Source organism: Stenotrophomonas maltophilia group sp. msm4 (assembly GCF_032025605.1).
Classification (GTDB): domain Bacteria; phylum Pseudomonadota; class Gammaproteobacteria; order Xanthomonadales; family Xanthomonadaceae; genus Stenotrophomonas; species Stenotrophomonas sepilia.
On record NZ_JAVSKK010000001.1, the window covers coordinates 835,734 to 856,085 of the forward strand.

At 68.3% G+C, this 20,352-nt stretch carries 20 protein-coding genes; 19 read left to right on the forward strand and 1 reads right to left on the reverse strand.

Annotation, left to right across the window (positions count from 1 at the left end; genetic code table 11):
* Positions 1-48 precede the first annotated feature (48 nt).
* The 6 genes from ROV93_RS04005 to thrC all read left to right on the forward strand — a co-directional run bounded on the left by ROV93_RS04005 (position 49) and on the right by thrC (position 6,953).
* On the forward strand, positions 49-744 hold the full coding sequence (locus tag ROV93_RS04005; RefSeq protein WP_072169059.1) for an AraC family transcriptional regulator: 696 nt from the start codon (positions 49-51) through the stop codon (positions 742-744).
* Positions 745-911: 167 nt separating this feature from the next.
* Positions 912-1,862 carry a DMT family transporter gene (locus tag ROV93_RS04010; protein WP_180890605.1) on the forward strand — a complete coding sequence of 317 codons (951 nt, stop codon included), beginning with the start codon at positions 912-914 and terminating at the stop codon, positions 1,860-1,862.
* A gap of 137 nt (positions 1,863-1,999) precedes the next feature.
* Entirely contained in the window at positions 2,000-2,137 is a 138-nt protein-coding gene (locus tag ROV93_RS04015) for a hypothetical protein (RefSeq protein WP_172412145.1), read from the forward strand.
* An 84-nt stretch (positions 2,138-2,221) separates the two neighbouring features.
* Positions 2,222-4,726 (forward strand): bifunctional aspartate kinase/homoserine dehydrogenase I, encoded by a 2,505-nt coding sequence (gene thrA / locus ROV93_RS04020; RefSeq protein ID WP_072169061.1) that lies wholly within the window; start codon positions 2,222-2,224, stop codon positions 4,724-4,726.
* Complete coding sequence (locus tag ROV93_RS04025) at positions 4,723-5,637, forward strand: homoserine kinase (protein WP_072169062.1); 915 nt, start codon at positions 4,723-4,725, stop codon at positions 5,635-5,637. Before thrA ends, ROV93_RS04025 begins: the two co-directional genes overlap by 4 nt.
* A 29-nt stretch (positions 5,638-5,666) precedes the next feature.
* Positions 5,667-6,953 carry a threonine synthase gene (gene thrC / locus ROV93_RS04030; protein ID WP_072169063.1) on the forward strand — a complete coding sequence of 429 codons (1,287 nt, stop codon included), beginning with the start codon at positions 5,667-5,669 and terminating at the stop codon, positions 6,951-6,953.
* A gap of 57 nt (positions 6,954-7,010) precedes the next feature.
* On the opposite strand, the gene ROV93_RS04035 is transcribed toward thrC, so the two are convergent.
* On the reverse strand, positions 7,011-7,763 hold the full coding sequence (locus tag ROV93_RS04035) for a helix-turn-helix domain-containing protein (RefSeq protein WP_005416324.1): 753 nt from the start codon (positions 7,761-7,763) through the stop codon (positions 7,011-7,013).
* A 127-nt stretch (positions 7,764-7,890) separates the two neighbouring features.
* Between ROV93_RS04035 and hisS the strand changes: the two genes are divergently transcribed.
* The 13 genes from hisS (at position 7,891) to ROV93_RS04100 (ending at position 20,308) form a co-directional block, all read left to right on the forward strand.
* Positions 7,891-9,285: a histidine--tRNA ligase gene (hisS, locus tag ROV93_RS04040; RefSeq protein WP_072169064.1), complete on the forward strand. Its 1,395-nt coding sequence runs from the start codon at positions 7,891-7,893 to the stop codon at positions 9,283-9,285.
* Between the two features lie 440 nt (positions 9,286-9,725).
* Positions 9,726-10,034, forward strand: coding sequence for a YerC/YecD family TrpR-related protein (locus ROV93_RS04045; protein ID WP_088497315.1), 309 nt, complete (start codon positions 9,726-9,728; stop codon positions 10,032-10,034).
* A gap of 34 nt (positions 10,035-10,068) precedes the next feature.
* A complete protein-coding gene (gene hisG, locus ROV93_RS04050; RefSeq protein WP_049438529.1) occupies positions 10,069-10,980 on the forward strand; it encodes an ATP phosphoribosyltransferase in 912 nt (303 codons plus the stop codon).
* Positions 10,977-12,272 (forward strand): histidinol dehydrogenase, encoded by a 1,296-nt coding sequence (hisD, locus tag ROV93_RS04055; RefSeq protein ID WP_312538580.1) that lies wholly within the window; start codon positions 10,977-10,979, stop codon positions 12,270-12,272. Before hisG ends, hisD begins: the two co-directional genes overlap by 4 nt.
* The gene (hisC, locus tag ROV93_RS04060; protein WP_072169067.1) at positions 12,269-13,363 is read left to right on the forward strand and encodes a histidinol-phosphate transaminase; all 1,095 of its coding nucleotides are present in this window, start codon (positions 12,269-12,271) and stop codon (positions 13,361-13,363) included. The genes hisD and hisC overlap by 4 nt, the downstream gene beginning before the upstream one ends.
* Positions 13,360-14,433, forward strand: coding sequence for a bifunctional histidinol-phosphatase/imidazoleglycerol-phosphate dehydratase HisB (gene hisB, locus ROV93_RS04065; RefSeq protein WP_072169068.1), 1,074 nt, complete (start codon positions 13,360-13,362; stop codon positions 14,431-14,433). The genes hisC and hisB overlap by 4 nt, the downstream gene beginning before the upstream one ends.
* Positions 14,430-15,032, forward strand: coding sequence for an imidazole glycerol phosphate synthase subunit HisH (gene hisH, locus ROV93_RS04070; protein WP_072169069.1), 603 nt, complete (start codon positions 14,430-14,432; stop codon positions 15,030-15,032). Before hisB ends, hisH begins: the two co-directional genes overlap by 4 nt.
* Positions 15,029-15,763 (forward strand): 1-(5-phosphoribosyl)-5-[(5-phosphoribosylamino)methylideneamino]imidazole-4-carboxamide isomerase, encoded by a 735-nt coding sequence (gene hisA, locus ROV93_RS04075; RefSeq protein ID WP_072169070.1) that lies wholly within the window; start codon positions 15,029-15,031, stop codon positions 15,761-15,763. Before hisH ends, hisA begins: the two co-directional genes overlap by 4 nt.
* The gene (hisF, locus tag ROV93_RS04080) at positions 15,757-16,533 is read left to right on the forward strand and encodes an imidazole glycerol phosphate synthase subunit HisF (protein WP_072169071.1); all 777 of its coding nucleotides are present in this window, start codon (positions 15,757-15,759) and stop codon (positions 16,531-16,533) included. The genes hisA and hisF overlap by 7 nt, the downstream gene beginning before the upstream one ends.
* Complete coding sequence (hisIE, locus tag ROV93_RS04085) at positions 16,523-17,143, forward strand: bifunctional phosphoribosyl-AMP cyclohydrolase/phosphoribosyl-ATP diphosphatase HisIE (RefSeq protein WP_072169072.1); 621 nt, start codon at positions 16,523-16,525, stop codon at positions 17,141-17,143. Before hisF ends, hisIE begins: the two co-directional genes overlap by 11 nt.
* Before the next feature lie 148 nt (positions 17,144-17,291).
* Positions 17,292-18,881 (forward strand): calcineurin-like phosphoesterase family protein, encoded by a 1,590-nt coding sequence (locus ROV93_RS04090; RefSeq protein WP_180890607.1) that lies wholly within the window; start codon positions 17,292-17,294, stop codon positions 18,879-18,881.
* Between the two features lie 35 nt (positions 18,882-18,916).
* Positions 18,917-19,201: a hypothetical protein gene (locus ROV93_RS04095; RefSeq protein WP_072169074.1), complete on the forward strand. Its 285-nt coding sequence runs from the start codon at positions 18,917-18,919 to the stop codon at positions 19,199-19,201.
* Between the two features lie 84 nt (positions 19,202-19,285).
* The gene (locus tag ROV93_RS04100; RefSeq protein ID WP_180890608.1) at positions 19,286-20,308 is read left to right on the forward strand and encodes a glucokinase; all 1,023 of its coding nucleotides are present in this window, start codon (positions 19,286-19,288) and stop codon (positions 20,306-20,308) included.
* The last annotated feature ends 44 nt before the right edge of the window (positions 20,309-20,352 follow it).

The following is a 20,352-nucleotide window of genomic DNA, read 5'->3' on the forward strand; positions in this document are numbered from 1 at the left end:
CTATAGCAGCGGTTTGCACGGCCGTTGTTACACGCGCACACTGCCCGGATGGGCGCCATCTTCCATCTGCGGCACTACGGGCAGGCCACCGGCCTGGACCGCCATGACTACGCGCAGTGGGTGCTTCCGCTGCAGGGCGAACTGCAGTTCGAGATGGAAGGGCGCGGCGGCCGGCTGGACCTGCTGCAGGGGGCATTTGTGGCCGCCGGCGAAGCACATGACCAGATGGCGGACGGCCCCAATGGTTTCGTGATCGTTGATTGTCCTCCAGGCGTGCTGGATGACGGCACGCAGGAGCATCTGTGCCGCCAGCGCTGGCTGCATCTGCCGCTGGCATTGCGTCTGCGCCTGGCCGAGGTGCAGGCAGGGCAGCCGATGCCGGCGTTGCTGCCGCAGTTGCTGCAGGTATTTGCACCGGCGGGCAGTGGGGCGCGCATGCAGGGCCTGTGCGCGGCGGTGCAGGCCGATCCCGGCCGGGCCTGGCCGGTTGCCCGGATGGCCGGATTTGTCGGTGTCAGCGAGGGCCGGTTGCACGCATTGTTCCAGCGCGAGTTCGGGCTGAGCCCGCAGGCCTGGCTCAGTGCGTGCCGCTTGCGTTGGGCCAAGCATCAGCTGCGCACCACTGCCGCGCCGATCAGCGATATCGCACTGGCTGCAGGTTATTCCGAGCAGAGCGCACTGACCCGTGCGCTGCGCCGCGAATGTGGCCAGACCCCCGCTGCGTGGCGCAGGGGTGCCGGCTGAGTTGTAGAGCCGAGCCGATGCTCGGCTGCCCTTGTCTGCACAACGGCGAATCGCAGCCGAGCATTGGCTCGGCTCTACAGAGGTGACAAGGCAGCAGCCTGGGTCAAGAGCGCCCAGCGGCCAGCGCTTACACTGCGCGGCCCGTTCCATCCCCCCGGACAACCCGAATGCGCAACAACCCGATGGCCGTGGGCATCGCCAATGGCGTGGCCGCTGGCGCGCTGTGGGGCGTGGTCTTTCTCGCGCCTGCCGTGCTTCAGTCGTTCAATGCGCTGCAACTGTCCGCCGGCCGCTACCTGGTCTATGGCCTGATGGCAGTCGCCCTGCTGCTGCCGCGATGGAAGCGGCTGGCACTGCGGCTGGGCCGTGCCGAATGGATCGGCCTGCTGTGGCTGAGCCTGGCAGGCAACCTGGTGTATTTCCTGCTGCTGGCGACCGCCGTGCAGTGGGCCGGTGGCGCTGCGGCATCGCTGATCGTCGGCCTGATACCGGTGGTGGTCACCCTCGTTGGCGTGCGCGAGCCGGGCGCTGTACCACTGAAACAGCTGCTGCCGGCACTGGGGCTGTGCGTGCTGGGGGTCGCCCTGGTGGGTTGGGAAGCGCTGATGTCCGAGCACCTGGTCACCCCGTGGCGGCAGCGCCTGATCGGGCTGCTGTGCGCGTTCGGTGCGCTGTTCTCGTGGGCGCTGTACTCGATCGGCAACAGCCGCTGGCTGGCGCGCAGGCCAGACCTGTCCAGCCATGACTGGTCGCTGCTGACCGGCGTCACCACTGGCGGCCTGGCCCTGCTGCTGGTGCCGATGGCCTTCAGCGGGCACACCGGCAGCCATACGGCGGCGCAATGGAGCGGGTTCTGGGCGATCAGCGCCGGCGTGGCAGTGGTGGCCTCGATCCTCGGCAACGCATTCTGGAACCGCGCCAGCCGCCTGCTGCCACTGACCCTGACCGGCCAGATGATCGTGTTCGAGACCTTGTTCGCGTTGCTTTATGCCTTCGCCTGGCAGCAGCGCTGGCCCTCGCTGCTGGAAGCACTGGCGATCGTGTTCCTGGTGGCCGGTGTGATGCTGTGCGCGCATGCGCATCGCACACCACGGGCGATCGCCGAACATGCCGGCTGAATGCAGTCGTCAAGCGTGCTGATGCCGGCTTTGTCTCAGTTGCAACCAAATGTCGGCACGTTGGCCGATGATCGCTGCATCGGTTTTTTGCATCGCAGCACTTGACAGCGGCAGGCGCACGGTGTTTTCTGTGCGCCATGGTTCTTGATGCCGCCCACGCCAGCCTGATCGCCCCCGCCATTGCCGGCCGTTCGACTGCGCCGGTCGCGACCATCACCACCATTACCACCACCACCGCCACCACTGCCCTGGTGCGGCCCGTCGTCTTCGTGTAACTCCCGAAAACCACGGCCCCGCACCCTACAGGTGGCGGGGAAACTCGACACCTGCATGCGACGGGGCCTCCTACCGAGGTCTGCATGTCTCCCCACGCCCCCGCTCATTCCGTTGCCCCGGCCGACCTGGCTGCCGCGTTCACCGTCGTGCACAAGTTCGGCGGCACCTCGGTGGCCGATGCCGAACGCTATCGCCATGTGGGCGGCCTGTTGCTGGCCCGTCCCGAATCGCTGCAGGTCACTGTCGTCTCGGCGATGAAGGGCGTCACCGACGCGCTGATCGAACTGGCCCAGCTGGCGGCCAAGGGCGATGGAGGCTGGCGTGAGGCCTGGCATGCCCTGCGCGCACGCCATCGCGGCGCTGCCGTGGCGCTGCTGGGCGAGCAGGTGGGCGAGACGGTCGAATGGATCGACGCCCGCTTCGATCAGCTGGCCGAAGTGCTGGCCGCGCTGGAAGTGATCGGCGAGCTGCCGCGCGAGGTGCTGGACCGTGTGCAGGGCTTGGGCGAAGTGTTTTCCGCACAGCTGCTCGGCACGCATCTGCGCGCGCTGGGCGAAGACTGCGCGGTACTCGACGCGCGCGATGTGCTGGTGGTCGGGCATGGCGAACTCGGCGTGGATGTCGACTGGGAAGCCAGTGCCGACCGCCTGGCCAAGTGGCGCCTGCAGCATCCGCAGTCGCGCCTGGTTGCCACCGGATTCGTCGCACGCGATCGCGATGACCGCATCACCACCCTCGGTCGCAACGGCAGCGACTATTCCGGTGCGATCTTTGCCGCGCTGTTCAACGCTGACGAGCTGCACATCTGGACCGATGTCGATGGCGTGCTGTCGGCGGACCCACGGCTGGTGCCCGAGGCGGTGCAGCTGGAAGCGCTGAGCTACGACGAGGCCTGCGAACTGGCGTACTTCGGCGCCAAGGTGGTGCATCCGCAGACGATGTCGCCGGCGATCCGACTCGGCCTGCCGATCTTCATCCGCAATACGTTCCAGCCGGCGCATCCGGGTACGCGGATCAGCGCCGAGCGCTCGCCGCGCGGGCCGGTGAAGGGCCTGACCCTGAGTCCCGGGCTGGCGCTGCTGAACCTGGAGGGCACTGGCCTGATCGGCGTGCCGGGTACCGCCGAGCGTGTGTTTGCCGCCCTGCGCCAGGCGCAGGTCTCTGTGGTGATGATCTCGCAGGGTTCCTCGGAACATTCGATCTGCTGCGTGGTGCGCGCCGCCGAAGCTGCGCGCGGCCGCGAGGCACTGCTGCACGCATTTGCGCACGAGCTGTCAGCGGGACAGGTGCAGCGCGTGCAGGTCAGTGAGGGCGTCAGCGTACTGGCTGCGGTCGGTGACGGCATGGCCGGGCAGCCAGGTGTGGCGGCGCGCCTGTTCGAGGCACTGGGGCGTGCGCAGGTGAACATCCTGGCGATCGCGCAGGGCTCGTCCGAACGCAACATCTCGGTCGCCGTGGATAGTGCCGATGCCACCCGTGCGTTGCGCGCGGCGCATGCAGGCTTCTGGCTGTCGCCGCAGACCTTCGCGGTCGGTGTGATCGGGCCCGGCAACGTTGGCGCCGCACTGCTGGACCAGTTGCTGGCCGCGCGCCCGCAGCTGCTGGCCAAGGCCAATGTGGATCTTCGCCTGCGTGCGCTGGCCTCGCGTTCGCGCATGCGCCTGGAAGTGGACGGCCTGCATGCGGACTGGCGCGAGGCCCTGCGGGACGCGGGTGAATCCAGCGATCTTGATCGTTTCACCGAGCACCTGCTGGCTGCGCACCTGCCGCATGCGGTGGTGATCGACTGCAGTGGCAGTGCCGAGGTGGCCGAGCGCTACGAGGGCTGGCTGGCGGCAGGCATCCATGTGGTCACCCCGAACAAACAGGCGGGTGCCGGGCCGCTGCCGCGCTACCAGCGCATCCGCGCCGCCGCAGCGGCCAGTGGTGCGCGCTTCCGCTACGAGGCCACGGTGGGCGCGGGCCTGCCGGTGATCACCACGCTGCGCGATCTGGTCGATACGGGTGACGAGGTGCTGGCCATCGAGGGCATCTTCTCCGGCACGCTGGCCTGGCTGTTCAACCGCTTCGATGGCAGCCAGCCGTTCTCGCAGCTGGTCGCGCAGGCGCGGTCGATGGGCTATACCGAGCCGGATCCGCGCGATGATCTGTCCGGTGTGGACGTGGCACGCAAGCTGGTGATCCTTGCACGCGAGGCCGGCCACGCGCTCAGCCTGGAACAGGTACAGGTGGAAAGCCTGGTGCCGGCACTGCTGCGCGACGGCAGCGTGGATGACTTCATGGCACGGCTGGGCGAGTCCGACGCTAGCCTGCTGCAGCGCCTGCAGGATGCACGGGCGCGTGGCGCGGTGCTGCGCTACGTGGCACGGCTGGGCACCGACGGCGCCTCGGTGGGCCTGCAGGAACTGCCGGCCGACCATGCCTTCGCCAACCTGCGGCTGACCGACAACGTGGTGCAGTTCCGTACCCGCCGCTACTGCGACAACCCGCTGGTGGTGCAGGGACCGGGCGCTGGACCGGAAGTGACGGCGGCGGGCGTGTTCGCCGACCTGCTGCGGGTAGCCGCTGGCGAGGGAGCACGCCTGTGATCGCACGTGCATTTGCGCCCGCCTCGGTGGCCAATGTGGCGGTGGGCTTCGACATACTGGGGCATGCCATTGCAGGCGTTGGCGATACGGTGAGCGTGCGGCGTATCGATGAGCCGGTGGTGCGCATCGAGGCGATCCGCGGCAGTGCGGTCGAACTGCCGCTGGAGGCGGCCGGAAACACGGCAGGTGCGGCGTTGATGTCGCTGCGCGCAGGGCTGGGCCTGCACTTCGGCTTCGCGGTGGAGATCGACAAGGGCATTCCATTCGGCTCCGGCATGGGGGGCTCGGCAGCCTCGTCCGTCGCTGCGCTGGTTGCTGCCAATGCATTGCTGGATGCGCCGCTCTCGCGCGAGGCGCTGTACCCGTTTGCACTGGATGGCGAGGCCGTGGCCAGTGGGGGCCGCCATGGTGACAACGTGGGGCCGCTGCTGCTCGGCGGGCTGGCGTTGTGCACGGCTGACCGCCTGCTGACGATCCCTGTGCCAGCCAGTTGGCACAGCCTGCTGGTGCACCCGCACGCGGTGCTGGAAACCCGTCTGGCACGCCAGGCGCTGCAAGGCAGCTATGCGCTGGGTGAATTCGTGGCGCAGAGTGCGAATCTTGCGCTGGTGCTCAGCGGCTGCCATCGCAGCGACGCGGCGCTGGTGCGCGCTGGCCTGCGCGATGTGCTGGTGGAGCCGCGACGGGCGGGTCTGATCGGCGGCTTCGAGATGGCTCGCGATGCGGCGTTGTCAGCCCGTGCAATGGGCGCGGGCATCTCCGGTGCCGGCCCCAGCGTATTCGCCTGGTTCGAAGATGCCGACCAGGCCCACGCTGCCGCGGCGCCGGTGCAGGCCGCATTCGCTGCTGCCGGCTTCGACAGCGATGCCTGGGTGTCGCCGCTGGATGCGCCGGGAGCCCGGCTGTGCTGAATCCTTCTCCCTCTTTGGATACTGAACCCATGCAATTCGTTTCGACCCGCGGCCGGTCCCCGGCCGTTGGCCTCAGCGCGGCCATCGCTGCAGGCTTGGCACCCGATGGTGGCCTGTACGTGCCCCAGGCACTGCCGGCGCCACGTGAGCTGGAAGCCGGTGCGACCCTGGCCGATACCGCTGCAGACCTGCTGGCACCGTTCTTCGCCGGGGATGCGCTGGAGGCCGCATTACCGTCGATCTGCCGCGAGGCGTTCGACTTCCCGGTGCCGCTGCGCGCGCTCGGTGACGGTGACCACGTGCTGGAACTGTTCCATGGACCGACGGCGGCGTTCAAGGACATTGGTGCGCGTTTCCTGGCCGGTACGCTGTCGCGGCTGCAGGCCGGCAAGGACCGCGAACTGACCATCGTCGTCGCCACCTCTGGCGATACCGGCGCCGCCGTTGCCGCGGCCTTCCATCGCCAGCCAGGCGTACGCGTGGTGGTGCTGTATCCGGATGGCCGCGTGTCACCGCGCCAGGCGCACCAGCTCGGCTGCTTCGGTGACAACATCCAGGCGCTGTGCGTGGCCGGTGCCTTCGACGACTGCCAGGCCATGGTCAAGCAGGCGCTGGCCGACCGCGAACTGCAGGCACAGGTGCCGCTGAGCTCGGCCAACAGCATCAGCCTCGGTCGCCTGCTGCCGCAGATGAGTTACTACGCACATACGGCACTGAGCCACTACGCGTTGCATCGTCGCCGGCTCAACCTGGTGGTACCGACCGGCAACCTGGGCAACGCAATGGCCGCAGTGCTGGCGCGCGCGCTGGGCGTGCCGATCGGACAGATCGTGCTGGCCACCAATGCCAACGCCGTATTGCCGGCGTACTTCAACGGTGGCGAGTACCACCCGCAGGCCAGCGTGGCGACCGTGGCCAATGCCATGGATGTGGGGGCGCCCAGCAACTTCGAGCGCCTGCGCTGGCTCTACCAGGGTGACGATGCCGAACTGCGTGCTGCCTTCCGGGCGTTTGCGGTGGATGACGTGACCATCCGGGCCACCATTGCCGCCGCGCATGCCAGCAGGGGCGAGCTGTTCTGCCCGCATACGGCTACGGCGGTGAAGGTGCTGCAGGACCTGCGCGCCCGTGGTGCCAAGGGCGACTGGGCGGTGGTGGCCACCGCGCATCCGGCCAAGTTCGAGGCCGTGGTCGAGCCGTTGATCGGCGAACCTGTGGCCGTGCCGCCGGCATTGGATGCGTTGTTGCAACGGGCGGCGCACGCCGAACCGTTGGCCGCCGATTACGCGGCGTTGCGCGAGGTGTTGTTGCGTTGATCGGAGATGGATGGGATTGCCGGCCGCTGGCCGGCAATCCCAGCAACCGCAGTGCGGTCAGATCAACCCTTCACCGGCCAGCGTGCGCAGCCCGTCCTCGTCGAGGATCTCCACTACGTTCAGGTGGGGCAGGGCAATCAGCCCTTGCTGGCGCAGCTTGGTGAAGGTGCGGCTGACCGTTTCCATGGTCAGGCCCAGATGGTCGGCGATGTCGCCTCGGCCCATCGGCAGCGACACGCGCAGGCCGTCGCCGCCCAGCCTGGCTTCACGCGCGGCCAGGCGCAGCAGGAAATCAGCCAGCTTCTCGGCCGGCTGCAGGCGTGCCAGCGCCAGTGCAGCGTCCTGCGCGGCATCCAGTTCCTGGCAGGCACGCTGCAGCAGCTTGCGCTCCAGGTGCGGGAAGCGGCTGCGGAGCGCCTTCATCTGTGGCAGCGCGACGCGGCAGACACGGCTGTCGGCGATGGCTTCGATGTCGTAGCGGTGATGGTCGCTGCCGCTCAGGCCCAGGTAGTCGCCGGGCAGCACGAAGCCGTTGATCTGGCGGCGGCCGTCGGCCAGGGTGCGTACCAGGCGCAGTGCGCCGGCAGTCAATGTATAGACATGGTCGCGTTCTTCACCCGTGCGGGCCAGCGTGCTGCCCATGCTGACCTGCTGCGAAACGGTGACCTGTTCCAGCGCCTGCACTTCATCGGGCGACAGCGCCGAGCACACCGCAAGGTGGCGAACCGAGCAGTGCAGGCAGTCCAGCGTGGTGCAGGACGGCGAGGCGGGATCGTTGGTGGCGGGCGGAGCGCCGGAAGGCCGTGACATGTTGCGGGGGCGTATCGCGGGCGGGGGAGGGCCTTATGATACTTCAAGCGGCCGTTCGACCCTGCCCGAGGCGGGGGCGCTAGAATGTCGCCCCCTCCCACGTCCCGTTCCAGCAGGAGTTCCGCCCGTGATCAAGCCCCGTACCCCGCCCGGCACCCTTGAACTGCTGCCGCGCGAGCAGATTGCGTTCCAGCGCATGCTGGACGTGATCCGCCGCAACTACGAGCGCTTCGGGTTCCTGCCGGTGGAGACGCCGGTGTTCGAGCTGTCCGACGTGCTGCTGACCAAGTCCGGCGGCGAGACCGAGCGCCAGGTGTACTTCGTGCAGTCCACCGGTGCGCTGGCCAATGCGGCCGAATCGGGCGACCGTTCGCTGCCGGAGATGGCGCTGCGCTTCGACCTGACCGTGCCGCTGGCACGCTACGTGGCCGAGCACGAACACGAACTCACCTTCCCGTTCCGTCGCTACCAGATGCAGCGCGTTTACCGCGGCGAGCGTGCTCAGCGCGGCCGTTTCCGCGAGTTCTACCAGTGCGACATCGACGTGATCGGCAAGGACAGCCTGAGCGTTCGCTATGATGCCGAAGTGCTGGCGGTCATCCACGCCGTGTTCTCGGAACTGCGCATCGGTGACTTCAGCATCCAGCTGAACAACCGCAAGCTCATGCGCGGCTTCTTCGAGAGCCTGGGCGTGGCCGAAGGCGAGCGCCAGCTGGCGGTGCTGCGTGAAGTGGACAAGCTGGACAAGCGCGGCGCCGATTACGTGCGCGAGACGCTGGTGGGCGAGGGCTTCAACATCCCGGGCGAGCAGGTCGAGAAGATCCTGGCCTTTGTGGCCGTGCGTTCGCAGGGCCATGCCGATGCGCTGGCGCAGCTGGCCACGCTTGAAGCCGACGGCGGCTCTTCGGAAATCCTGCGCACCGGCGTGGCCGAGCTGCGCGAAGTGCTGCAGCTGGTGCAGGCGCTGGGTGTGCCGGAGAGCGCGTACTGCCTGAATTTCTCCATCGCGCGCGGCCTGGACTATTACACCGGCACCGTCTACGAGACCACGTTGACCGACCATCCGCAGATCGGCTCGATCTGTTCGGGCGGCCGCTACGAAGACCTGGCCAGCCACTACAGCAAGTCGAAGCTGCCGGGCGTGGGCATCTCCATCGGCCTGTCGCGCCTGTTCTGGCAGCTGCGCGAAGCCGGCCTGATCGATGGCATCGAGGCCAGCAGCGTGCAGGCACTGGTGGCACTGATGGACGAGCAGGGCATGCCGCAGTCGCTGGACATCGCCCGCCGCCTGCGCGCCGGTGGCATCAACACCGAAGTGCAGATGGAGCCGAAGAAGATCGGCAAGCAGTTCCAGTACGCCGCAAAGGCGGGCATCCGCTTCGTGGTGCTGGCCGGTGAGGACGAGCTGGCGCGCGGCGTGGTGGCGGTGAAGGACCTGGTGCGCGAGCAGCAGTTCGAAGTCTCCCGCGACGAGCTGGCCAGCACCCTGCAGGTCGAGCTGGAGCAATCCAAGGTGATGTAACGGCCACTGGCAGCATGCAACGCTTCAAGGAAACGCCCACCAACCGGTGGGCGTTTTCGTTTCCGGGCCCCGGCCGTCCCGACAGCTCGCGGCCAACCGTCGAAGGCGGGGTGGGTCCGGTTGAGGGGGCGTGAGCCGCATAAATGCGGCGACCGAGCTTACATGGGGGAGGGCGCTTTGCTTGCGAAGCACTGCTTCGCAAGCGCCCGAACGCACAGCCGCCAGCGGCTGGGCCGGGCCCCGGAGGGGTACTTGCAGCGCCCCCCTCAAGCGGATCCATCCCGCCAACCCTCGGAAACCAGCTTTGCTGTTGCTCTGGCTCTTCCCTCTGCGGGTGCAGGGCAGCAGCCCTGCCGTACCCCAACTGACGATTTGACGCACTGCGCAAGAATGCGCTAATGTACTAACGCGCTATTACATTGATGCATGGAAACAGCCCCGTGAAAGCCCGCCCCGAGATTGCCGCCAAAGACCCGAAGGCCGACCTGGAAGCCCTGGCCTTGGCCTTTGCCGCCCTGCGCGAGCCGGAGCAGGTGGAAGCCTTCCTGCGCGATCTGTGCACGCCGGCCGAACTGGAAGCCATGGCCGACCGCTGGAAAGTGGTGCCGTTGCTGCAGCAGGGCGTGCCGTATCGCGAGATCCACGAGCGCACCGGCGTGAGCGTGACCACCACCGGACGGGTGGCACGCACGCTTGAGCATGGCCATCGAGGCTATGCCGCTGCCATCGACCGCCTTGCTTCGCGCTGATCCGCGCCCCGTTCCGAACTTCGAGACCTCCCCCATGAGTGCAACCCAGGCAGCGCCGGCACGAGACCGGCTGCGTATCGCCATCCAGAAGAGTGGCCGGCTGGCCGAGCCCGCCCGCAACCTGCTCAGCGCCTGTGGCCTGAGCTGGCGCGAAAGCCGTGACAAGTTGTTCTGCTACGGTGAATCGCTGCCGGTAGACCTGCTGCTGGTGCGCGACGACGACATCCCCGGCCTGATCGCTGACGGAGTCTGCGACCTCGGCATCGTCGGCCGCAATGAACTGGACGAGCAGGCCGCGGCACGCCGCCAGATCGGCCTGCCTGACGCCTATCAGGCGCTGCGCGGGCTGGGCTTCGGCCAGTGCCGGCTGATGCTGGCGGTGCCGGAGGAATGGCAGTGGCAGGGTCCGGCGCAGCTGGCCGGTACCCGCATCGCCACCAGCTACCCGGCCATCCTCACGCAGTGGCTGGCGGAGCAGGGCGTGGACGCGCAGGTGGTCGAATTGTCCGGTTCGGTGGAAATCGCCCCGCGCCTGGGCACTGCCGACCTGATCTGTGATCTGGTCTCGAGCGGTGCCACGCTGCGCGCCAACCAGTTGACCCCGGTACACAACCTGCTCGACAGCGAGGCGGTGCTGGCCGGTGCAGTACGGGTGCCGGATGATGCACGCGCTTCGCTGCGCGCGATGCTGCTGCGCCGCCTCGATGGCGTGGTGCAGCGCCAGGACCGCAAGCTGCTGATGTTCCGCGCCAGCGAGGATCGCGTCGACGCGCTGGCGCAGTTGCTGGCCGATGCCGAGCCGCTGGTGCGGTTGCCCGCCGATGGCGGTGCGCTGCGCCTGCAGACCATGTGCCCCGGCCCGCTGAGCTGGCAGCGCATGGAGGAACTCGAGCGCGCGGGTGCGCAGGGCCTGATGGTACTGAGCGTGGAGCGGTCGCTGGCATGAACCGTCTGATCTGGTCCCGACTTGATGAGGCCGCGCGCAGCGCGGCATTGACCCGCCCGGTGCAGACCGTGGCGCAGCAGACCCGCGACGCGGTGGCAACGCTGATCGCACAGGTACGCACGCAGGGCGACGACGCGCTGCGTGCGATCACCGCACGCTTCGATGGTGTCGAACTGTCGTCCTTTGAAGTGAGCGAAGCCGAGTTCGCGGCGGCCGAAGCCGCTGTCCCCGCCGAACTGCGCCAGGCCATGGTGGACGCCGCCGAGCGCATCGCCCGCTTCCACGCCGCCGGCGTGGGCAAGGGATACGCAGTTGAAACCGCACCAGGCGTGGTCTGCGAACGCATGCTGCGTCCGATCGGGCGGGTGGGCCTGTACGTGCCGGCCGGCAGCGCGCCGCTGCCGTCTACCGCGCTGATGCTGGGCGTTCCGGCACAGCTGGCCGGCTGCCCGCAGGTGGTGCTGTGCACGCCGCCGCGAGCCGATGGCAGCGCAGACCCGGCCGTACTGGTGGCGGCGCGGCTGACCGGCGTGCAGCGCGTGTTCAAGCTGGGCGGCGCGCAGGCGATCGCTGCCATGGCCCATGGCACCGCAAGCATTCCCGCCTGCGACAAGCTGTTCGGGCCGGGCAACAGCTTCGTGACCGAAGCGAAGCAGCAGGTCGCACAGGAGGGCGCCGCCGCCATCGACATGCCGGCCGGTCCTTCGGAGGTGCTGGTGATTGCCGATGCCGGTGCCAATCCGGCGTTCGTGGCCGCCGACCTGCTGTCGCAGGCCGAACACGGCCCGGATTCGCAGGTGCTGCTGCTGACCGACGATGCCGGGATGCTGGCGGCGATCGAGGCTGAGGTCGAGCGCCAGGTGGCCCTGCTGCCGCGCGAGCAGATTGCGCGCCAGGCGCTGTCAGCGTCGCGCCTGATCCAGGTCGATTCGCTGGAGGAAGCCTTCGCGATCAGCAACCGCTATGCGCCGGAGCACCTGATCCTGGCACTGCGTGATCCGCGCGCGTGGCTGGACAAGGTGCAGGCGGCCGGCTCGGTGTTCCTGGGGGATTACACGCCCGAAGCACTGGGTGACTACTGCAGCGGCACCAACCACGTGCTGCCCACCGCCGGTGCCGCACGTGCCTACAGCGGCGTGAGTGTTGCCAGCTTCCAGAACCTGATCAGCGTGCAGAGCGCCAGCGCTGCGGGATTGGCGGCAATCGGCGGCTGCGCGCGCATCATCGCCAGCGCCGAAGGCCTGGATGCCCACGAGCGTGCGGTGGCATTGCGCATGGAGGTGGCGGCATGAGCGCGGCTATCGAGGGGGTGCTGGCGCTGGTGCGCCCGGATCTGCAGGCGTTCGCCGGCTACAGCTCGGCACGCAGCGCAGCGGTGCAGGGCGAGGTCTGGTTGAACGCCAACGAGTCGGCCTGGGCCAATCCGGCCGATGCGGCTGGCAGCAGCCGGCGCTATCCGGAGCCGCAACCGTTGGCGTTGCGCGAAGGCTTGGCGGCGCTGTACGGCGTGACGCCGCAGCAACTGCTGGTCGGCCGCGGCAGCGACGAGGCCATTGATCTGCTGGTACGCGCGCTGTGCGTGCCGTGTCGCGATGGCGTGCTGGTCACGCCGCCGGTGTTCGGCATGTACGCCGTCTGCGCACGCCTGCAGGGCGCCGCATTGATTGAAGTACCGCTGGTGGACAGCGAGGATGGCCTGCGCGCCGATCTGGATGCGGTGATCGACGCGGCCAAGGCGCAGGGTGCCAAGCTGGTGTTCCTGTGCGCACCGTCGAACCCGGCCGGCAGTGACATCGCCTTGGAAGAGGTCGAGCGTGTGGCGGTTGCGCTGCGCGGGCAGGCGCTGGTGGTGGTGGACGAGGCCTATGTGGAGTACGCAGGGCGCGCATCGGCCACCACGCTTCTGGCCGCACACGCCAACCTGGCGGTACTGCGCACGCTGTCGAAGGCGCACGCTCTCGCCGCCGCGCGCATTGGAACCCTGATGGCCGCCCCGGAGCTGATTGCTGTGCTGCGCCGCTGCCAGGCGCCGTACCCGGTGCCGACGCCGTGCGCGGAACTGGCGGTACAGGCGCTGCAACCCGCCACGCTGGCCAGGACCGCCGAACGCGTAGCCACGGTGATTGCCGAGCGCGAACGCCTGCGCGTGGCGCTGCTGGGCCTGCCCGGCGTGCGTCGCGTCTACCGCTCATCCGGCAACTACCTGCTGGTCCGCTTCGCCGATGCCCAGGCCGCGTTCGATACGCTGCTGGCTGCGGGCGTGGTGGTGCGTGACCAGCGCGCCGCGCCGCAGCTGGGCGATGCCCTGCGCATCAGCATCGGCAGCCCCGAAGAAAACGACCGCGTGCTTGCGGCCCTGTCGGCGCGGAGGGCCGCAGCATGACCCCGATCCTGTTCATCGATCGCGACGGCACCCTCATCGAGGAGCCGGCCGATTTCCAGATCGACGCCTACGAAAAGCTGCGCTTCGTGCCGCAGGTGATCCCGGCCCTGCTGAAGCTGCGCGATGCCGGCTACCAGTTCGTGATCGTCACCAACCAGGATGGCCTGGGCAGCGAAAGCTACCCGCGCGCCAGCTTCGATGGCCCCAACGACCTGATGCTGCAGATCTTCGAGAGCCAGGGCATCACCTTCCGTGACGTGCTGATCGACTGCAGCTGGCCGCAGGACAATGCGCCGACCCGCAAGCCGGGCATCGGCCTGATGACTGGCTACCTGCAGGACCGCAGCATCGACTGGGCACGCTCGGCCATGGTTGGCGACCGCATCACCGACCTGCAGTTCGCCGACAACCTCAACATCCGGGGCTTCCAGTTGCGTACCGAACAGTTCGGTGGCGAGTGGGACTGGCCGGGCATCGCGCACGCACTGGCCGACGCGCCACGCACCGCCGTGGTCCAGCGCAACACCAAAGAAACGAAGATCCGCGTTGAGCTGGACCTGGATCGCGCTGGTGATGCGCGCATCGCCACCGGCCTGCCGTTCTTCGACCACATGCTCGAACAGATCGGCAAGCACGGCGGCTTCGCCCTCGATATCCAGGCCGAGGGTGACCTGCACATCGATGAGCACCACACCATCGAGGACACCGGGCTGGCCCTGGGCCAGGCCCTGCGCGAGGCGCTGGGCGACAAGCGCGGCATCGGCCGCTACGGCTTCACCGTGCCGATGGACGAGACCCTGGCCAGCGCCGCGCTGGACTTCAGCGGCCGCCCGTACTTCGTGTTCGAGGGCGAGTTCAAGCGCGAGCGGGTGGGCGACATGCCGACTGAGCTGGTGCCGCACTTCTTCCGTTCGCTGTGCGATGCCAGTGGCCTGAACCTCAACCTGCAGGTACGCGGCGACAACGATCACCACAAGGTGGAGGCCTGCTTCAAGGCGCTGGCGCGCGCACTGCGCCCGGCGCTGGCCCGGCAGGGCACGGCACTGCCGAGCACCAAGGGGGCATTGTGAGCGACGTCGCGCTGATCGATGCCGGTGGTGCCAACCTGGGCTCGGTGCGCTACGCACTGGAGCGGCTCGGCGCGACGGTGCGGCTGGTGCGCGACGCGGACGGCCTGGTGGGGGCGCGGCGGGTGATCCTGCCCGGCGTCGGCGCCGCCAGTCCCGGCATGCAGCGATTGCACGCGCAGGGCCTGGTGGAGCCGTTGCAGCGGCTGGAGGTGCCGCTGATGGGCATCTGTCTTGGCATGCAGTTGCTGTTCGAACGCTCCGAGGAAGCGGGCGTAGAGACACTGGGACTGATTCCGGGCGTGGTGCGCAAGCTGGTGCCGGCCTGTGGCATCCGCGTGCCGCACATGGGCTGGAACCGCCTGCTGCCGCTACGTGAGTCGCTGCTGTTGCAGGGTGTGCCGGAACGCGCCAGCGCCTACTTCGTACACAGCTATGCGGCACCCTTGAATACCCACACCGTCGCTGCCTGCGACCACGGCGGGCTGTTCACCGCCGTGGTGGAGCAGGGGCGTTACTACGGCGCGCAGTTCCATCCCGAACGTTCCGGCGAAACCGGCTCGCTGATGCTGCGCAATTTCCTCGAGGGCACTGCTGCATGAGTTTCATCGTCTACCCCGCGCTGGATATCCGCGATGGCCGCGTGGTGCGGCTGCGCCAGGGCGACTACGCGCAGGAAACCTCCTACGGCGACGATCCGCTGCCGCGCGCGCAGGCCTTCGCCGCGCAGGGCGCGCAGTGGATGCATCTGGTCGACCTGGATGCTGCACGCGCTGGTGGCTATACGCTGGCGCCGCTGCTGGCGGCGATCCGCGCGCAGGCGCCGCTGCAGGTGCAGACCGGTGGTGGCGTGCGTGGCCGCGACGATGTGGCGCGCATCCTTGATGCTGGTGCCGGCCGCGTGGTGGTCGGTTCGCTGGCGGTGCGTCGTCCCGATGAAGTGGTCGGCTGGCTGGAGGAATTCGGCGCCGAGCGCATCACGATTGCGCTGGACGCGCGCCAGGACGCACAGGGGCAGTGGCAGCTGCCGGTGCACGGCTGGACCGAGAACGCCGGGGTGACCCTGGATGACCTGGCCCAGCGCTACGCGCGCGCCGGCATGCGCCATCTCTTGTGCACCGACATCGCCCGCGACGGCATGCTGGCCGGGCCCAATATCGGCCTCTACCAGCACCTGTCGGCCTTGCTGCCGGGGGTGGCGGTGCAGGCGTCCGGCGGCATCCGTGACGTGGCCGATGTGGCCGAGGCGCGTGCCGCTGGCTGCGGTGGTGCGATTCTCGGCAAGGCACTGCTGGAGCAGCGCATGGACCTGGCGGAGGCGCTGGCATGTTGAGCCGCCGCATCATTCCCTGCCTCGACGTGCGCGATGGCCGCGTGGTCAAGGGCGTGCGCTTCCGCGACCACGTCGACATGGGCGACATCGCTGAGTTGGCGCAGCGCTATCGCGACCAAGGGGCGGACGAGCTGGTGTTCTATGACATCGGCGCCAGCCCCGAGGCGCGTTCGGTCGACGTTGCCTGGATCGAGCGCATCGCGCGGCTGATCGACATTCCGTTCTGCGTGGCCGGTGGCATCGACAGCGTGGAAACCGCGCGTCGCGTGTTGTTCGCCGGTGCCGACAAGGTGTCGATCAACTCCCCCGCGCTGGGCCGCCCGGAACTGATCACTGAACTGGCCGACGAGTTCGGCGTGCAATGCGTGGTGGTCGGTGTCGATTCGGTGCGCGAAGCGGATGGCCAATGGCGGGTGCGCCGCTTCAGCGGAGACCCGGACAAGACCCAGGCGGTGCCACTGCGCACCCTGGACTGGATTGTCGAGGCGCAACGTCGGGGCGCCGGTGAGATCGTGCTGAACTGCATGGACAGCGATGGCGTGCGCCGCGGCTACGATGTCGCTCAGTTGCAGCAGGCCCGGGCCCTGTGCCAGGTGCCGCTGATCGCCTCCGGTGGCGCCGGTGCGATGCAGCACTTCGCCGAAGCCTTTGACCAGGCCGACGTCGATGGTGCGCTGGCGGCGAGCGTGTTCCACAGCGGCGCCATCGCCATTCCGGAATTGAAGCGCTACCTGCGCGCACAGCAGATCGAGGTGCGGGATGTCTATTGAAGTCAGGCCATCGCTGGATGCGCTGCAGGCGCTGGACTGGGGCAAGGGCGACGGCCTGCTGCCGGCCGTGGTGCAGGATGCCGATACCCTGCAGGTGCTGATGCTGGGCTATGTCAGCGCAGAATCGCTGGCGGCCACGCTGGCCATCGGCCACATGACGTTCTTCAGCCGCAGCAAGCAGCGGTTGTGGACCAAGGGCGAGCAGTCCGGCAACGTGCTGGTGGTGCAGTCGATCAGCGTCGACTGCGATGCCGACACGCTGCTGGTGATGGCCCGCCCGGCGGGGCCAACCTGCCACACGGGTGCGGAGAGCTGTTTCGACCAGGCGCCGAAGGACTTCCTGGGCGGGCTGGACCAGTTGGTCGCGATGCGTGAGGCGCAGCGCCCGCCGGGCAGCTATACGACCCGCCTGTTCGAGGGCGGCATCCGCCGCATCGCACAGAAGGTGGGTGAGGAGGGGGTGGAGACCGCGCTGGCGGCGGTGGCGCAGGATGACGAGGCACTGCTCGGTGAGGCTTCGGACCTGCTGTACCACCTGCTGGTACTGCTGCGCGCGCGCGGTCTGTCGCTGGACGATGCGCGGGCGGTGCTGGAAAAACGCCATCGTTGAAGCGTGGTAGTGGCCGGCCGCTGGCCGGCAACCTCATCATCTTCGGGCATCGAGGGGTTGCCGGCCAGCGGCCGGCACTACCCGCTGGAAATGCAGCCGGGCGTGGCTCGGCTCTACAATACCGGATCCCTTTCTCCGGATGCCTCCCATGAAACTGCCTGCCGCCTGGCTGTGCTGCCTGTTGCTGACCTCGCCGGCCTGGGCTGCGGACACCGTGGTCACCGGCAAGGTCTATCTGGAGCGTGACGGCAAGCCGGGCCGCGGTGCGACCGATCCGGGCCTGGCCGGGGTGCAGGTTTCCAACGGCGAGGCCATCGTCAAGACCGCCGCCGACGGCAGCTACAGCCTGCCGGTGCGCGACGGCCAGACCGTGTTCGTGATCAAGCCCGATGCGTATTCGTTCCCGAAGGCGGCAGACGGCCTGCCTTCGTTCTGGCGCCACTTCCGCCCGAACGGCTCGCCGGCGCTGAAGTACGGCGGCATCGCCGCCACCAGCGATGTCACCCGCAACTGGGATTTCGCGCTGCAGCCGGATCGCCATGACAGCCGTCGCGGCTTCCAGATGCTGGTCTTCACCGACTCCCAGACCGCCAGCCTGAAGGACATCGGCTACTACCAGCAGTCGATCGTGTCGCCGCTGGTCGGCCAGACCAAGGCGCGCATGGGCACCGCCTTGGGTGACATCGTCAACGATGACCTGACCCTGTATCCGGCAATCAACAAGGTCACTACGTCGCTGGGCGTGCCGTGGTTCCATGTGCCGGGCAATCACGATCTCGATTTCGATGCCGCCAGCGATGAGCATTCGCTGGACAGCTGGCGCAATATCTACGGCCCGGATACCTACGCGGTGGAAGAGGGCGGTGCCAGTTTCGTGTTCCTCGACGACGTGGTGTATGACCCCAACGCAAGGCCGAAGTATGTCGGTGGCCTGCGCGAAGACCAGTTCGCTTTCCTTGCCGGCTACCTGAAGGGCCTGCACAAGGACCGCCTGCTGGTGCTGGGCATGCACATCCCGCTGTTCGACGCCGCGCCGGGGCGCGAGACCTTCCGTCATGCTGACCGCCAGCGCCTGTTCGACCTGCTGAAGGACTTCCGCAACGTGCTGGTGCTCAGTGGCCACAGCCACACCCAGCAGCACGTCTACCACGGCAAGGCCGACGGCTGGAACGGTGACAAGCCGCTGCACGAATACAACGTCGGTGCCAACTGCGGCGCGTTCTGGTCGGGGGTGAAGGATGCCGCCGGCGTGCCGGACAGCACCATGAGTGATGGCACGCCAAAGGGCTACGCGTTGCTGGACGTCGCCGCCAATGGCAGCTACAGACTGCAGTACCGGGTGGCCGGCAAGCCGGCCAGCGAGCAGATCGGCCTGCATGCGCCGAAGGTGCTGCGCCAGGGGGCCTATCCGGCGTGGGGTGTGTACGCCAACGTCTACATGGGCGAGGACGCCAGCGTGGTCGAGTACCGCGTTGATGGCGGCGCATGGCAGCCGATGAAGCAGGTCAGCCAGCCCGACCCGCGCCTGATGGTAGAGAACGTGGCCGACGATCTGGCTGACAGCCTGCGTGGCTACGACCGCTCGCCGGAGGCCACCGCTTCGCCGCACCTGTGGCGTGGGGCGTTGCCGACCGACCTGGCCGTGGGCAGCCACAAGGTAGAGGTACGCTCCACCCAGCCCGATGGCGTGGTGTTCACCGCCACCACCCGCTACAGCCTGCAGACGGCCCAGCCCTGACACGCCGCAAGGCCTCTCCAGCGAAAGGACCCCGCATGGATATCCGCTTCATGGCCGGCACCACGCCGGTGACCCTCAGCCGACACTGGTTCACCGGCGCGATGCTGCTGCAGAGCGCCGCCGAGAAGGTCTGGGTGCAGCATCCGCTGCATCCGGGCACCCACTTCTCGTTCTCACTGGTACAGTCGTGGCTGCGCCACATCGCCGGCCATGAGGTGCTGGTCGAGCGCACCCGGCCGCTGTTGTTCGCCGGCTTCCGCCCGCAGCGCCTGCGCGTGCTGGTGGATGGCGTGCAGGTGGCCGAACAGGAAGGCATGTAGGCCAACCTGAACCGCCGGCGCGCTAGGCAAAGCCGCCCGGATGCCTGAGAATCGGGGCGATTCAATCGATCCAAGCAGGCCAGCGTGACCATCGCAGCAGCGTCCCCGGTTTCCACCGACTCCGCCCGCGGCGGTCTTCCGCGCAGTCTCGTTGTCGCCGATGTCGGCGGCACCTTCGCCCGTTTGGCGCTGGCTGAAACGCAAGCCGGCCAGGCACCACTGCTGGGCAGCCATCGCACCTACGCCTGCGCCGAGCATCCCAGCCTGGCCGCGATCCTTGCTGATTTCACCGCAGGCCTCGGCCAGCCGGTACAGGCCGCCGTGGTCGCCATCGCTGGCCTGCTCGATGGCGATGTGCTGATCAATTCCAACCTGCCGTGGACGGTCTCGCTGTCGGCCACGCGGGTGCAGTCCGGGCTGCATGAGCTGCAGCTGATCAATGATTTTGAAGCGGTGGCGTTGGCCATTCCCTACCTGCAGCCTGACACCCTGGTGCCGCTCAATGGCGATGCTGACCCGGCGCAGGCGTTCCCGGCGCTGGTGCTGGGCGCCGGTACCGGTCTGGGTGCAGCATTGCGCTTTGCCGACGGCGAGCGTCCGGTGCTGGCCAGCGAGATCGGCCATGCCGCGCTCGGCGCCGGCAACGCGCTGGAACTGCAGGTGCTGGACAAGCTGCTGCAGCGCTGGCCGCACGTGGACAACGAGCGCGTGCTGTCCGGCAGTGGCCTGATGAACCTGTATCCGTGCCTGTGCGAATTGCGCGGCGTCACTCCGGTGTGGAGCAGTACCGAGGCACTGATCGGTGCCGCGCGCAGCGGTGAGGATGCGCTGGCGGTGGAAACGCTGCAGGTGTTCTGTGCCTGGCTGGGCAGCCTGGCCGGCGACGCAGCGATCGCGGTGGGTGCGCGTTCGGTGTACCTGGCCGGGGGTATTTCTGCGCATGTGCAGGATTTCCTGGCCGATGGTCGCTTCCGTGAGCGCTTCCTCAACAAGGGCGTGCTGACCGAGGTGCTGCGCCAGGTGCCGGTATGGCGCGTGGAGCATGGCCAGCTGGGCGTTCTCGGCGCAGCGGTCTGGTACGCCGCACGGCAGCCCACGCACGACTGATCGGCGTGGCCGGCATCGGGCCGGCCGTGTATTGCAGACTGGGA